Annotated in this window: 12 protein-coding genes and 1 riboswitch; of the genes, 5 read left to right on the top strand and 7 right to left on the bottom strand. The window is 66.7% G+C overall.

The genetic code is table 11. From position 1 onward, the window contains the following. Positions 1-220 precede the first annotated feature (220 nt). Entirely contained in the window at positions 221-1,312 is a 1,092-nt protein-coding gene (gene ctaC / locus GOAMI_RS03230; protein WP_006434954.1) for an aa3-type cytochrome oxidase subunit II, read from the top strand. Positions 1,313-1,314: 2 nt separating this feature from the next. Beyond that, positions 1,315-1,731, top strand: coding sequence for a cytochrome c oxidase subunit 4 (locus tag GOAMI_RS03235; protein WP_006434955.1), 417 nt, complete (start codon positions 1,315-1,317; stop codon positions 1,729-1,731). Positions 1,732-1,814: 83 nt separating this feature from the next. Here the strand turns inward: GOAMI_RS03235 and GOAMI_RS03240 are convergent, their stop codons facing one another. The 5 genes from GOAMI_RS03240 to ctaE form a co-directional block, all read right to left on the bottom strand. After that, positions 1,815-3,314: a bifunctional phosphatase PAP2/diacylglycerol kinase family protein gene (locus GOAMI_RS03240; RefSeq protein WP_374978497.1), complete on the bottom strand. Its 1,500-nt coding sequence runs from the start codon at positions 3,312-3,314 to the stop codon at positions 1,815-1,817. Positions 3,315-3,515: 201 nt separating this feature from the next. Continuing rightward, positions 3,516-5,138 carry a cytochrome bc1 complex cytochrome b subunit gene (qcrB, locus tag GOAMI_RS03245; RefSeq protein WP_006434957.1) on the bottom strand — a complete coding sequence of 541 codons (1,623 nt, stop codon included), beginning with the start codon at positions 5,136-5,138 and terminating at the stop codon, positions 3,516-3,518. Then, positions 5,135-6,292, bottom strand: a complete 1,158-nt coding sequence (gene qcrA, locus GOAMI_RS03250) for a cytochrome bc1 complex Rieske iron-sulfur subunit (RefSeq protein ID WP_006434958.1) — start codon at positions 6,290-6,292, stop codon at positions 5,135-5,137. The genes qcrB and qcrA overlap by 4 nt, the downstream gene beginning before the upstream one ends. Then, positions 6,289-7,140, bottom strand: a complete 852-nt coding sequence (gene qcrC / locus GOAMI_RS03255) for a cytochrome bc1 complex diheme cytochrome c subunit (protein ID WP_006434959.1) — start codon at positions 7,138-7,140, stop codon at positions 6,289-6,291. The genes qcrA and qcrC overlap by 4 nt, the downstream gene beginning before the upstream one ends. Positions 7,141-7,231: 91 nt before the next feature. Then, the gene (ctaE, locus tag GOAMI_RS03260; RefSeq protein WP_006434960.1) at positions 7,232-7,843 is read right to left on the bottom strand and encodes an aa3-type cytochrome oxidase subunit III; all 612 of its coding nucleotides are present in this window, start codon (positions 7,841-7,843) and stop codon (positions 7,232-7,234) included. 191 nt (positions 7,844-8,034) lie between these two features. On the opposite strand from ctaE, the gene GOAMI_RS03265 reads away from it, so the two are divergent. After that, positions 8,035-8,532: a hypothetical protein gene (locus GOAMI_RS03265; protein ID WP_040004540.1), complete on the top strand. Its 498-nt coding sequence runs from the start codon at positions 8,035-8,037 to the stop codon at positions 8,530-8,532. A gap of 11 nt (positions 8,533-8,543) precedes the next feature. After that, entirely contained in the window at positions 8,544-9,620 is a 1,077-nt protein-coding gene (trpD, locus tag GOAMI_RS03270) for an anthranilate phosphoribosyltransferase (protein ID WP_006434962.1), read from the top strand. Here trpD and GOAMI_RS03275 read toward each other — a convergent pair. Both GOAMI_RS03275 and GOAMI_RS03280 read right to left on the bottom strand, forming a co-directional pair. Beyond that, positions 9,617-9,895: an Lrp/AsnC family transcriptional regulator gene (locus GOAMI_RS03275; protein WP_006434963.1), complete on the bottom strand. Its 279-nt coding sequence runs from the start codon at positions 9,893-9,895 to the stop codon at positions 9,617-9,619. The two genes, trpD and GOAMI_RS03275, sit on opposite strands and share 4 nt — an antisense overlap. Continuing rightward, positions 9,892-11,748, bottom strand: a complete 1,857-nt coding sequence (locus tag GOAMI_RS03280) for a DEDD exonuclease domain-containing protein (RefSeq protein WP_174324703.1) — start codon at positions 11,746-11,748, stop codon at positions 9,892-9,894. Before GOAMI_RS03280 ends, GOAMI_RS03275 begins: the two co-directional genes overlap by 4 nt. Positions 11,749-12,429: 681 nt before the next feature. Further along, positions 12,430-12,662, top strand: a riboswitch (cyclic di-AMP (ydaO/yuaA leader). A 17-nt stretch (positions 12,663-12,679) separates the two neighbouring features. On the opposite strand from GOAMI_RS03280, the gene GOAMI_RS03285 reads away from it, so the two are divergent. Continuing rightward, complete coding sequence (locus GOAMI_RS03285) at positions 12,680-13,360, top strand: C40 family peptidase (protein WP_006434965.1); 681 nt, start codon at positions 12,680-12,682, stop codon at positions 13,358-13,360. Positions 13,361-13,555 lie beyond the last annotated feature (195 nt).

Raw genomic sequence — 13,555 nt, forward strand, 5'->3', positions numbered from 1 at the left:
CGGATCAAACCCCGATCACGAAAGCTTCGCCGGGTTGGTCTACGCTGCGTAGTACTAGGTGCAAGACTCGTTGTGTGTCCACGACGGGTACTTGCCCTGTGCAGGTCATGTGGCATGCACTCACTGCGGCGCAAGGGCGCCGGTGAGCGAGCAGGAAGGCGTGAAATTGGCACACGGTGGACGGCCCCGAGCGCGGCGTGTCTCATCCGCGTCGCAGACGATGAAGCGACTGGGAATCGTCGTCGCTCTCGGACTCGGCGCACTGCTGATGTCGGGATGCGACGCCAATGAGGCGATGCGTTTCGGTTGGCCCGAGGGCGTCACGCCCCAGGGTAAGAAGATGGTCGATCTCTGGACCTGGTCCGTCATCGCCGCACTCGTCATGGGCATTCTGGTCTGGGCCCTGATCTTCTGGACGATCACGTTCCATCGTGCGAACGACGCCAAGAAGGGCGTGTTCCCGCGGCAGACCGCATACAACGTGCCGCTGGAGCTCACGTACACGGCGATTCCGTTCGTCATCATCGCGGTGCTGTTCTACTTCACCGTGATCGTGCAGAACGACGTCGAGGGCAAGAACGACGACTCCAAGGTCGTCGTCGACGTGACCGCGTTCCAGTGGAACTGGAAGTTCGGCTACAACAAGGTCGTCTTCAGCGACGGTTCGACCTACGACGGCTTCGAGGCCGACGGCAACCCGTTCGAACTGCAGCAGCAGAAGGACGGCGAGGTCGAGCCCGAGCCGGCTGTCGAGGGTGAGCACGGCGGCGAGCTGCCCGGTCCGGCCGGTGGGCGCGACGACGACATCCGCGATTACCTGCGGTTCGACAAGATCGAGACCGTCGGCTCGTCGAGCGAGATCCCGGTCCTGGTCCTGCCGACCGACAAGCGCATCGAGTTCAATCTCGCCTCGGGCGACGTCGTCCACTCGTTCTGGGTGCCGGAGTTCCTGTACAAGCGCGACGTGATGCCGTTCCCGAAGGAGAACTCGACCGACCCGATCTTCCAGATCGGCTCGCTCGACCGGACCGGAGCCTTCGTCGGGCGCTGTGCCGAGATGTGCGGCACCTACCACTCGATGATGAACTTCGAGGTCCGCGCGGTGACACCGGAGGACTTCGACAGCTACATCCGCTTCCGCCAGTCGAATCCGGAGGCCACCAACGCCGAGGCGCTCGCGTCGATCTGCCAGGCACCGGAAGCCGTCACCACGGTTCCGTTCGACACCCGTCGCAAGACCGACGGTTCGGTGGGTGCCACCGGCAACCCGGATGACCCGACCCTCGCCAACTGCACCAAGAAGGAGAGCTGACGATGAAGATCGAAGCACGCCTCTTCGAGATGTTGACAGCCTTCTTCGTGCTGACCGGCGTCGCGTACACGCTGTTCACCGCGTTCACCAGCAAGGGCATCGAGTGGGTCGGCGTCGTCGGCCTGTTCTTCGCCGGGGGTCTGACGCTGATCGCGGGCACGTTCTTCCGGTTCGTGTCGCGGCGCGTCGAGATCCGCCCCGAGGACTACGAGGATGCCGAGATCGAGGACGGCGCCGGCGAGTTGGGCTTCTTCAGCCCGCACTCGTGGTGGCCGATCCTGATCGCCCTGGGCGCCTCGATCTTCGCGGTCGGGTTCGCCTCTGGCAACTTCTGGCTCGCGATCTTCGCCGTGGCGGTGATCCTGGGTACCGCTGCCGGACTCGTCTTCGAGTACCACGTCGGACCCGAGAAGCACTGAGCCTTCGGTAGAACCACAAGAGACGACGCCCCACCGCATAGGTGGGGCGTCGTCTTTTCTTGTCTCGTGTCCGGGCGAGCCCTTCAGATCCGCCTGGAGCGAACCGGGCCGTACACCTTCAGCCGGCGGTAGTCGGCGCGGAAGTGCGCGTTCGAGTAGCTTTCCTCGACCTCGCCGTCGTGGGACACCGCCACCGGACCGTCGACGGCCGTGAACCGGAACTCGGGTACCTGCATCTCGTGGTACAGCCGGGATCGTTCCAGGCGGCCGGCGGCGAGAGATCCCAACAGCCGCAGGGTCGCCCAGCGATGTCCCATCTCGAGTATCCGGACATCGAGGAGCCCGTCGTCGAGCCGTAGGCGTCGCGTGGGCAGGAATCCCGTGGGTTGATAGATCGAGTTCCCGAGGAGGAACAGGGAGACGTCGAGCACCTGGCCGTCGACCTCGATCCGTACGTTGGCGTCCTCGCGGAGCACCCGGATGATCGCGGTGGCGGTGGCGAGTGGTCGGCTGATGCGGCGCCGGAGACGTTCCCGGATGCGGACGAAATGCGGATAGGCACCGATGCTGGCGGTGTTCAGGATCAGACGAGAATCGTTGAGCCACACCGCGTCGACCTTGGACACCGACCCGGAGGCAATGGCGTGGACGGTGTCCTGGACTGTCCCGCAACCGATGTCACGCGCGAAGTGATTGAAGGTGCCCGCCGGGAACACCGCGAGCGGAAGCTCCGCGTCGATCGCCGCGCCTGCGGCGCACGCCACCGTGCCGTCCCCGCCCGCGACGCCGATGATCGAGGCGCGCGCCGCGACATCGGCGAACACCGCGGCGACATCGTCGTTGTCGTCGAGTTCGACGATCTCGGCGGCGGGGAGCGCCGTCTGGATGTCTCCCAGCACACGACGTCCGCGCCCGTCCGAGGAAGCCGGGTTCACCACTACGACGAGACCGGCACCGTCGGGTCGAGGTTCGGCCTCGACGAGCGTCGGATCGGCGAGCGACAGGGATGGCCGGGCGATCGGCGGCACGACCCGGGTACCCAGTGTCGCGACGGCGGCCCCGATGCTCAGCCCGGCGACCACGTCGCCGGGGTAGTGGGCGCCGGTGGCGACCCGGGAGAGCCCGACGAGGGCGGCCAGCCCGGACAGCACGAGGCCGGCGGGTGGGTTCTCGACTGCGACACCGATCGCGAAGGCCGCAGCGCTCGCGGAGTGCCCGGAGGGCAGGGAGTTCGACGTCGGCTGTCTGCGGCCGCGTCGTGGGTCGGGGATGAGTCCCGGATGCGGGCGTGTGCGACGTCGAATCCGCTTGGCCGCCTGATTGGTCACGAGACTGGTGACGGCCAGCGAGGCGATACCCCGGGCCGCTCCGCGCTGAAGTGACGGCCGGCCGGAGACGGCCAACCCGGCGGCGATCGCCATCCACAGCTTCGAGTGATCAGCCGCGTGGGTCAGTACCGGCATCGTGGAGTCGAGCAGCGGACTCGGCGAGCGGGCGATCGTGTCATAGATCTCGGCGTCGAGAGTGCCCATCCCACGGGTGATCTGGGACAGGCCGGAACCACGATGACGTAACCGGCGCATGGTGTCCACCGTGCCACATCCGGGCAGTGGCCGTGGGGGCGAGGCCAGAAGGCCCGGCGGGGGAGGGGAGAGGGGGTTTCGACAAGCTCAACCGGCGGAGGAACGCTCAACCGGCGGAGCGGCTCATCCGGCGGGTGACACCAAAAAGCGGGCCGTCATGCACCGGATGGTGCGTGACGGCCCGCTTTCTGGTGTCGGAAGCTACTCGCCGAAGGGGTTGCCACCCTTGGCCTGGAGCTCGCGTAGAGCCTTGCGTTCGGCGGCCTCGAGTTCGTGCTCGAGTTCGACGTTGCGCAGCTGCTCCTCGACCGGGTCGGCGGTCAGGATCGAACCCGTACCCGGTGCGCCGGCGGAACCGAGCTTGTTCATCCGCTTCGGCAGTGCAGCGCCCTGGTAGGGGAGCGGGATCGGGTGACCGTGGTCGTCGACCGGTCCGAGCGGCTGGTGCAGCTCGATGTACTCGCCCTGCGGCAGACGCTTGATGATGCCGGTCTCGATGCCGTGTGCAAGAACCTCACGGTCGCTGCGCTGCAACGAGATCGCCCAGCGATAGGCGATGAAGTACACCAGCGGCGGCAGGATGATCAGACCGATCCGGCCGATCCACGTCGTCGCGTTGAGCGAGATGTGGAACTTGAACGCGATGATGTCGTTCATGCAGGCCAGCGTCAGCAGGATGTAGAACGAGAACGCCATCGCACCGATCGCGGTACGGACCGGGGTGTCACGCGGACGCTGCAGCAGGTTGTGGTGAGCGTCGTCTCCGGTGAGCTTCTTCTCGATCCACGGGTAGGCGAACATCACGCCGAACATGATGGTGATGATCAGGACGACCCAGTTGGACATCACGACGGTGTAGTTGCCCAGGTAGAGCTCCCACGCGGGGAACAGACGTATCAGACCGTCGGTCCACATCATGTAGATGTCCGGCTGCGAACCTGCCGACACCTGCGCCGGGTTGTACGGGCCGATGTTCCAGACCGGGTTGATCTGGAAGATGCCCGCCATGACGGCCAGCACACCGGTGACGAAGGCGAACATCGCGCCGGCCTTGGCGGCGAACACCGGCATGATCCGGACACCGACGACGTTCTTCTCGGTGCGGCCGGGGCCGGGGAACTGGGTGTGCTTCTGGTACCAGACGAGCGCCAGGTGAGCACCGATCAAGGCCAGGATGATGCCGGGGAACAGCAGGATGTGCAGCACGTACAGGCGCGGGATGATGATGTCGCCGGGGAAGTCCCCACCGAACAGCGCCCAGTGGATCCAGGTGCCCACGACGGGGATGCCGAGGACGATGCCACTCATGGCGGCGCGGACGCCGGTGCCCGAGAGCAGGTCGTCGGGAAGCGAGTAGCCGAAGAAGCCCTCGAACATCGCCAGTACCAGCAGCAGGGAGCCGATGATCCAGTTGGCCTCACGCGGACGGCGGAACGCACCGGTGAAGAAGATGCGCGCCATGTGGATGATGATCGACGCCGCGAACAGCAGAGCTGCCCAGTGATGGATCTGACGGACGAACAGGCCGCCGCGAACCTCGAAGGAGAGGTCCAGCGTGGTCTCGTACGCCTTGGTCATCATGACGCCGTTGAGGGGCTGGTACGCGCCGTCGTAGACGACGTGCGTCATCGACGGATCGAAGAACAGCGAGAGGTAGACGCCCGAGATCAGCAGGATGATGAAGCTGTAGAGCGCGATCTCACCCAGCATGAACGACCAGTGGGTGGGGAATACCTTGTTGATCTGGCGACGCATACCCGCGGCGAGGTGATACCGCGAGTCCATTTCTTCGGCTTGTGCGCCGAGACGGTCGGCGATGGTCATGACTTACGCTCCCAGAATGCCGGTCCGACGGGCTCGATGAAGTCACCTGCCGCAACGAGGTAACCCTCATTGTTCACCGTGATCGGCAGCTGTGCGAGAGCACGGGCCGCCGGTCCGAAGATCGGCTTGGCGTACTCGAGCGCGTCGAACTGCGACTGGTGGCAGGGACACAGGATGCGGTTGCTCCGCTGTTCGTACAGCGAGGCGGGGCAACCGAGGTGGCTGCAGACCTTGGTGTAGGCGAAGTAGTCACCGTAGTTGAAGCTCTCCTGGCCCGTGCGCTTGATGGCGCGGGCCGTGTCCTCGGGGCGAAGACGGATGAGCATGACGGGGTTGCGGACCTCGTGGAGGCTCTCCATCAGCGCGTGACGGGAGTGCTCGGTCTCGCCGAACCCGTTGGAACGACGCCACGGGAAGACGGTTTCCATGCCGCCGGCGTCGAGATCCTCCGGACGGACCAGGGCGACCTGGTACGGGTTGCCCGTGTCGCGACGCAGGTAGATCGTCTCGTTGGGGTCTTCCTCGGAGTTGTAGATCGGCGACCAGCCCGAGTGCCACAGCGGGGCGTTCTCGCGCTCGGCCCACGGGTTCTTGATGAAGCCACCGAGGAAGGCGACGAGGCCGGTCAGCGCGAAGGCGCCCAGACCGAACCCGGCCGAACCGATGATCATCTTGCGACGACCCAGGGTCGAGGTGGTGCCGGTGTCCTGGAGGAGTCCGACGATCGTCTTCTTGTCGACCTCGGCCGAACCGCCGTCGTGGCGATCCTGCACGGAGATCTCCGACGGGATGAACTTCTTGGTGATCAGGATCATCGCGATGCCGATGGACAGCACCGAGAGTCCGAACGTCGCACCGAGGAGCGGCGTGTTGAAGGTGTACCACCAGTAGTTCGGATCGTCGGGGAGGGCGAATTCCCAGTGGTTGAACAGGAAGATGCCCAGGCAGGCGAGTGCGGAGATACCTGCGATCGTGAACCAGACCGCGACCTGGCGCTCGGCGCGCTTCTCGACCTTGGTACCGGCCTCGGTGTACCGCTCGGCCCGGTGGATGATCTCGACACCGTCGAGATTGGTGCCGAGTTTGACGAGCTCATCCGTGCTCATCTGCTCCAGTTCGTCCCGCGACGGGACGTCCTTGTCACTGCCGCTCATGCTCGAGATCCCATCCACATGGCGCCTGCGACGATGGCGATGACGCCGACGAACCACATCACCATGCCCTCACTGACCGGCCCGAAGCCGCCCAGTCCGAGTCCGCCGCTGGGCTTGGCCTCGGTCGCGTACTTGACGTAGGCGATGATGTCTTTCTTTTCTTCCGGATTCAGTTGACGGTTCGAGAACTTGGGCATGTTCTGCGGACCGGTCAGCATCGCGGTGTAGATCTGTGCCTCACTGACGCCGTCGAGGTTCGGGGCGTACTTACCCGACGACAGGGCGCCGCCACGACCGGTGAAGTTGTGGCACGAGGCGCAGTTCAGGCGGAACAGCTCGCTGCCGCGTCCGATGCTGTCGCCACGGAGCGAACCCTGGGCGACCTCGCCGTTGGCGTCGCGGGGGACCTGCGGTCCGCCGCCCTCGGCCTGGATGAAGGCGCCGAGCTGGTCGATCTGCTCGGTCGTGAACTTCGCGGGCTTTCGCTGCGCCTGTGCCTCACCACGTGCGGCCGGCATGCGGCCGGTCGACACCTGGAAGTACACGGCGGCGTCGCCGACGCCGAGCAGGGCGGGACCACGGTCGGGCACACCCTGCAGGTTTGCGCCGTGGCAGGTGATGCACGAGGTCTCGTAGAGCTTGCGGCCGTCGTTGATCATCGCGGCGTTGCTCTCGTCGGCCACCGCGACCTGAGGGTCGGGGGTCAGAACCGAAGCGAGCACACCGGCCATGACCAGACCGGCCAGGAGCACGATGGTGCCGCTGGCGCGTCGACGGAGCTTGCGCCGTGCCTTGGCGCGGCGGGCGTCGGTGCCGCTATCCGACGGTCGCGGTGGAGATGAACTCATCTGTGACTCTCTACTAAGCGGGACGGACTGGTGTTCTAGAGCGAGCTGCGCTCTGGGTTGGCGGATCGCGCGTGGCGCGGTGTCGCCGGGGTCATCGGATGAAGTAGATCGTGACGAACAGTCCGATCCAGACGATGTCGACGAAGTGCCAGTAGTAGGAGACAACGATTGCGGCGGTTGCCTGCGCCGGGGTGAACTTTGACAGCTTGGTGCGGATGAGGAGGTAGACGAATGCGATCAGACCGCCGATGACGTGCAGGCCGTGGAAGCCGGTCGTCATGTAGAAGACGGAACCGTATGCACTCGACGACAGCGTCGTGCCCTCGTGCACCAGGTGGTAGTACTCGTATGCCTGGCCGCACACGAAGAACGTGCCCATGGCCAAGGTGAGTACGTACCAGCGGCGGAGGCCGAAGACGTCACCTCGTTCGGCGGCGAACACACCCATCTGGCACGTGACCGACGAGAGGATCAGCACCGTCGTCACCGGTATGGCGAGGGCGAGATTCAGCTCGGTCGGCTCTGGTGGCCAGCCGATGGCGGAGTTGGCTCGGGCGACGAAGTACATCGCGAAGAGGCCAGCGAAGAACATGAGCTCACTGGACAGCCACACAATCGTGCCGACGCTGACCATGTTGGGCCGGTTCAGCGAGTGCACGCGCGAGGTGATGGCTGTTCCTGAGGTACCTACAGCGCTTGTCACAAGTGAAGTATGACGGTTCGTAGTAAGCGGTGGCCACCCGGGTCGGATATTGGGGGCAGGTTTTTCTCCCGCTGCAGGTCGGGCGGGCCGATGACGGCGTCTCCGGCGTGTTCGGCGGCGTGTTCGGCGGCGTGTCCGGGGCGTCCCCGGCACCGTGTCCGGGGCGTTGGCACGGTGGCTACGGTGAGTTCATGTCGAGTTCGGATTCCTCCGGTCCCCGCGACCTGAACGGGCGGGTCGTCGCCCGGGGTCGCCTGGCGCGCCTGCGATCCCGGCTCCGGGGCGGTGGCGGCACCGCTCCCCTCGGACTACGGGACGAGGTGGTTGTCGTCGCCGGTTCGGACGACGATGCGATCGCGAGTTCGGTCGCCCTCGACGAGTCGTCCTGGCGCGGGGAGGAAGAGGTGATCCTCCGTCACGATCTCGAGCTGCCGGCAGATCGCGTGAGCGACGCCGCGGCGGTGGCGGCACTCGACGGTTACGAGGTGGTCGTCGACGACCGCTGGGGGCCGCGGCCGGAGGCCGGCGACGACCGGCTCGAGGTGCTCGTCCTCGCACGTGTCCAGTTGCTCGACGCGATGCATCTGTCCCAGGAACGGTCCCGCATGGCCAGTCTGGGTTCCCGTCACGGCGGAATCGCACGACGGTGGTCTGTACTGCAGCGTCCGGCCGGCGGGGCGGGGCACTAGGCTCTCTGCCTGTGAGTACCGCAAAGTCTGCCTTCAGCTGGCCGCAGATCCTCGGCAAGATCACCGACCGCATCGACCTCACCGCCGAAGAGGCCGCCTGGGCGATGAACGAGATCATGACCGACAGTGCCAGCGGCGCACAGATCGCCGCCTTCGGTGTCGGCGTGAAGATGAAGGGCGCGGCGCCCGGCGAGCTCGTCGGCCTGGCGCAGGCGATGCTCGACCATGCGACGCTCGTCGAGGTGAGCCGTCCGGCGGTCGACGTGGTCGGTACGGGCGGCGACCGGTCGCACACCGTGAACATCTCCACGATGACGTCGATCGTCATCGCGGCCGCCGGCGTGGCGGTCGTGAAGCACGGGAACCGGGCGGCGTCGTCGAAGAGCGGCGGTGCCGACGTGCTGGAGGCGCTCGGGGTGGACATCACCCTGTCCGCCGACGCGGTCGCGCGCTGTGTGGAGGAACTCGGTATCGGGTTCTGCTTCGCGCCGGTGTTCCACCCGGCCTTCCGTTTCACCGGTCCGCCGCGCAAGGAGATCGGCATCCCGACCGTGTTCAACGTGCTCGGGCCGCTGACGAACCCGGCACGTCCCACCGCGGGCCTCATCGGGTGCGCCTTCGCCGACCTTGCGCCGGTTCTCGCCGGCGCTTTTGCCGATCGCGGTGGATCGGCACTGGTGGTGCGCGGCGACGACGGCCTCGACGAACTCACCACGACCACCACCTCGACGGTGTGGCAGGTCGTCGGCGGCAGCGTCACCCAGCTCGGCGTCGACCCGGCCGATCTCGGCATCCCGCGCGTCGAGCTGTCCGCGCTGCAGGGCGGCGATGCGGTCGCCAACGCCGCGATCGCGCGGGAATTGTTCGCGGGCACAACCGGTCCCGTACGTGACGCGGTGCTGCTGAACTCGGCCGGCGCGATCGTGGCGTTCGAACAGCGGGCGCCGATGACCTCCGCCGAACTCACCGAGGCGCTCGGTGCCGCGAAGGACCGTGCGGCCGACGCCATCGACTCCGGGGCGGCGGCGTCCCTGCTCGACCGCTGGGCCTCGCTCAGCACCCGGTTGGGGTCGGCCGCGCGAAACTAGTTCTCGCCGATGGAGAAACCACCCTCGACGTCCGAGCTCGAGTAGCTGCGGAACGCGATGTGGGTGGCACTCTTGAGCACCCCGGGCAGCCGGTTGATCTCTCCGGTCACCACTGTCGCGATCTGCTCGTGGTCGCGGACGCGGATCTTCGCGATGAGGTCGACGTCACCCGCGCAGGAGTACACCTCTTCGACGCCGGCGATGTCGGCCACGGACTGAGCGGTCTCCGGGATCTGGTGGATGTCGGCCTGGATGAGGACGATGGCAGTGATCATGGCGCAAGCCTAGTGGCCGCGAGCCGGTGGACCGGCGAGCGCTGTGCGGGCCGTGGTGTCCGGTGCACCACCGAGTGGGCGTCCGAGCGTGCCTCTCGCGCCGACTGCGACCAGTCGCGCCGGCGCTCGGCGCATCCGGCCGGCAGCGCCACCGGATCGGTCGTGGACACGATCCGGGCCCCCGGCTCGGTCATCCACCGGTAGATCAGCGCCACTTCTTCCGCGGGTGCCCCGCGTAGGGGACCTGTTCCGGCGATGACCGTCTCGGCTGCGGCGACGAGCGCGTCGACCACCGGCATGGGGGAGACGCCCCGACGCGCACGTCCCGCCCCCGCGAGGCGTCCGTGGCGGACGACGGCGAAATGCCACCCGCGGTCGTCGTCGGGACGGGCGACGACGATCTCGGCGATCGCACACAGCGCGGCCAGCCGCTGACAACGCGCCAGGGCGTCGATGGTGAGGGCGAGCCGGTCTCGGTGGCGGGCGGCGGTCTCGAACATCTGCGCCTCGGAGAGATCCGCGAGGCGCGCGGTGAGGTCGTCGAGGAGGTCGTCGGTCTCCCCACGCATCAGCCGGCGGGCCGCGGTCACGCGCGGCAGATAGTCCGGGACGGTCTGGGGCGCTGCGGCGGCGGCATGACATCCGCCGGGCTGCCGGACGCCGTCGGGCGTCGGGCACCAGTGGTAGCCGGTGGCCCCGAGGCGTTTGGTGCACGTGCGCAGTCCGGCGGCTGCGGCGATCACGTCTGCAACCGTCGACGCGTTGTTGCGGTTGCCCACCGGACCGATGGATTCGTCGGTGGGGGTGCGGCTGACCTTGAGACGCGGGAAACGTTCCTCGGTCAGGGTCACCCACCATCCCTTGTGGGGCTGTGTCGAACGTCGGTTGTAGGCGGGCGCGTGCGCCGCCAGCAGTCGCAACTCGCGGACGGCCGCCTCCAGGGCGTGGGAACACTCGACGACGTCGACGCGCTCGGCGAGCAGGACCATCTCGGTGATGCGTCGCCGGGGATCGCTGCCGGAGAAATAGGAACGGACCCGGCGTCGTAGATCCACCGCGGTGCCGACATAGAGGACCTCGTTCGAGGGCCCGCGGAAGAGGTAGACGCCGGGCCGGGCCGGTACCCGGTCGGCGAGGTGACGTTTGCCGCGCAGACGGGGATCCGTGCGCGGCAGGTAGGAGGTGAGTTCCCCGACCGTCGCGATGCCCTGGTTCCCGACGCGCTCGAGCAGACGGTGGAAGACCTCGACGGTGGCGCGGGCGTCGTCCAGCGCCCGGTGGGTGGGACGGACCGAGACGTCGAACAGGTCGGCGAGGGCGCTCAGTTTGACCGTCGGGGCCTCGTCGCGCGACAGGATGCGCCGGGCCATGGTCACCGTGCACAGACTCAGGCTGAACGGCCAGTCGAGGTGGAGCCGGAGTGCGTTCTGCCGGAGGAACCCCATGTCGAAGCGAGCGTTGTGCGCGACCAGGATCGCCCCGCGGGCGAACTCGAGGAACGCAGGTAGTACCGACTCGATACGGGGCGCGTCGGTGACCATCGCGGTCGTGATCCCGGTGAGGGTGACGATCTGGGGCGGGATGGGGCGACCGGGATCGACGAGGGTGGCGAACTCGCCGATCACCTCGCCGCCCCGGATCTTCACGGCGCCGATCTCGGTGATGCGGTCGCCTGCGGGATCGGACCCGGTGGTCTCGAGGTCGACGACGACGAGGGTGGTGTCGAAGAGTGCCCGGTCGCTGAACTCGTTCGATGTCGCGTCGCCACCGGTGGCCTGATCGGCGGCTTCGAGGTCGGCGAAGGTCAGTTGGCCTGAGGTCGTCTGTCCCGCGGCTGCACCGCCACCATCCATGCGCGTCACGGGCCGAACATTAGTTCGACGCACCGACAGGCCGGATGTGACACCCCGATCGATCGTTCTGTTTTCGGCGGCGGTCGGCGCGAGGGACGTTCGCCGATGTCGCCTGTTACTCCTGTGACGCATGTGTCGAACACTGTGCGAACGAGTTTGTCGGTGGTGCCCCCTAGTCTCCACCTCGAAGTGAGAGATCGTCGCCGGCGGCGGCGAACCACACCCCCCACGAACCACCCGATTCGGAGGTCAAACGCCTCCGGCGCCAAGATGAGATGGAGATCACACCATGCACGTTGACTGCGCGACCTGCCCGGCCCGCCCCGTCGCCTGTGACGGGTGCATGATGACGGTGCTTTTCGGCGGCCCGAACTGGGACGATGGGCCCACTGAAGGTGGAGTTACGGTAACGGCGCAGGCCCTCGACGACGATGCTGAACTGGACCTCGCGATCGATGTGTTCCAGTCTGCTGCAATGGTCACCAGCAGTGCTGCACGATCTGCAAGAACCTCGAAAACTGCACGTCATCGGGCATTTCGAGTCGTCGCCGGGACTGATCTCCGCGCGGGCTGAAAGTCGGGTGCGATCTGCGTGTCCGTTGCGTAGTGGACACAGGGCCGTCGATTTCGTAACCTTTCTGAGACCTTTGCGGAGCGTCCCGCTTCAACAGAAGTGGTCCGCACAAGTCACCGCTCAATCGCCCTTGGGGGCGAACCGGGGAACCACACACTTCGGGCAGCGCGGCCAGTCGATGTCAGTCCTGACATGACCTGGTGAGACTGTCCCGAATCGGGGTGAATCGCGTCAACGCGCAAGCGTGTCCTCTCGGGATACGGCTGTGCCGAAAACGCGTAGGGCCACTCTTCCGGCCCGAACCCGACAGCTAACTCGGTCGGCGGTACAGGGAGAAACTGAAGGAGAACTCGCTTCGTGGCCAAACATCGTTTGGAACAGCCCAATCGTGGGAGCAAGGTAGCCAAGAAGGCGGTGATCGCTGGATCGATCACGCTCGGTTCGCTCGCTGCTGCGGCCGGCCCTGCTCTCGCGGCCCCGGTCCACACCCCGCTCGGAACCTTCGAGATCCCGGCTCTGCCCGGCGAGCAGAAGGCTCCCGAGGCTGCGCCCGCGCCCAAGCCCGTCGCGAAGTCGCCGGCCGCAACGGTCGAGATCCCGAACGTCGGCCAGTTCACCATCCCGGGCATCGGCCAGAACCAGATCCCGGACCAGTTCCGTCCGCACGGTGGCGCCCCGCTCGGGCAGCCCCAGCTGACCGCGGGCGAGAAGGCCGTCAAGGCCGCGGAGAGCAAGATCGGCTCGCCCTACTCCTACGGCTCGGCCGGCCCGAACGCCTTCGACTGCTCGGGTCTCGTCTACTGGTCCTACAAGCAGGCCGGCAAGACCATCCCGCGTGACAGCTACGGCCAGCTCGGTGGCGGTCGCCCGGTCTCGTACAACGAGGCCAAGCCCGGCGACGTGATGATCTTCAACGGTGGCGGCCATGCCGGCATCTACGCCGGAAACGGACAGTTCGTCCATTCCTCGACCTACGGCACCCCGGTCAAGCGTGACGCGGTCAAGGAGTGGCAGCTCACCGGTATCCGCCGCTACTGACATCAACTGAACAAGAGCATCAGGGAAAGGGCGGGTCGCGGTTTGGTGCGATCCGCCCGATCCGGTCCTTGGGGCCATCGGGGGAACCTACGGTGGTCCGCGGACGGTAACGAAGCGGTAAGGAAGTGACTGGCACCGTGCTTTCCGGGGAGGGGCGAGTGAACGCGACTCGTATCCGTGCACGATCGGGCCCGA

Source organism: Gordonia amicalis NBRC 100051 = JCM 11271 (assembly GCF_000332995.1).
Lineage (GTDB): Bacteria > Actinomycetota > Actinomycetes > Mycobacteriales > Mycobacteriaceae > Gordonia > Gordonia amicalis.

Coding starts and splice junctions, on each gene's coding strand:
- qcrA (WP_006434958.1), bottom strand. CDS start 6,292: ATGAGCGGCAGTGACAAGGACGTCCCGTCGCGGGACGAACTGGAGCAG.
- GOAMI_RS03280 (WP_174324703.1), bottom strand. CDS start 11,748: ATGGATGGTGGCGGTGCAGCCGCGGGACAGACGACCTCAGGCCAACTG.
- qcrB (WP_006434957.1), bottom strand. CDS start 5,138: ATGACCATCGCCGACCGTCTCGGCGCACAAGCCGAAGAAATGGACTCG.
- GOAMI_RS03275 (WP_006434963.1), bottom strand. CDS start 9,895: ATGATCACTGCCATCGTCCTCATCCAGGCCGACATCCACCAGATCCCG.
- GOAMI_RS03265 (WP_040004540.1), top strand. CDS start 8,035: ATGTCGAGTTCGGATTCCTCCGGTCCCCGCGACCTGAACGGGCGGGTC.
- GOAMI_RS03235 (WP_006434955.1), top strand. CDS start 1,315: ATGAAGATCGAAGCACGCCTCTTCGAGATGTTGACAGCCTTCTTCGTG.
- GOAMI_RS03240 (WP_374978497.1), bottom strand. CDS start 3,314: ATGCGCCGGTTACGTCATCGTGGTTCCGGCCTGTCCCAGATCACCCGT.
- qcrC (WP_006434959.1), bottom strand. CDS start 7,140: ATGAGTTCATCTCCACCGCGACCGTCGGATAGCGGCACCGACGCCCGC.
- ctaC (WP_006434954.1), top strand. CDS start 221: ATGAAGCGACTGGGAATCGTCGTCGCTCTCGGACTCGGCGCACTGCTG.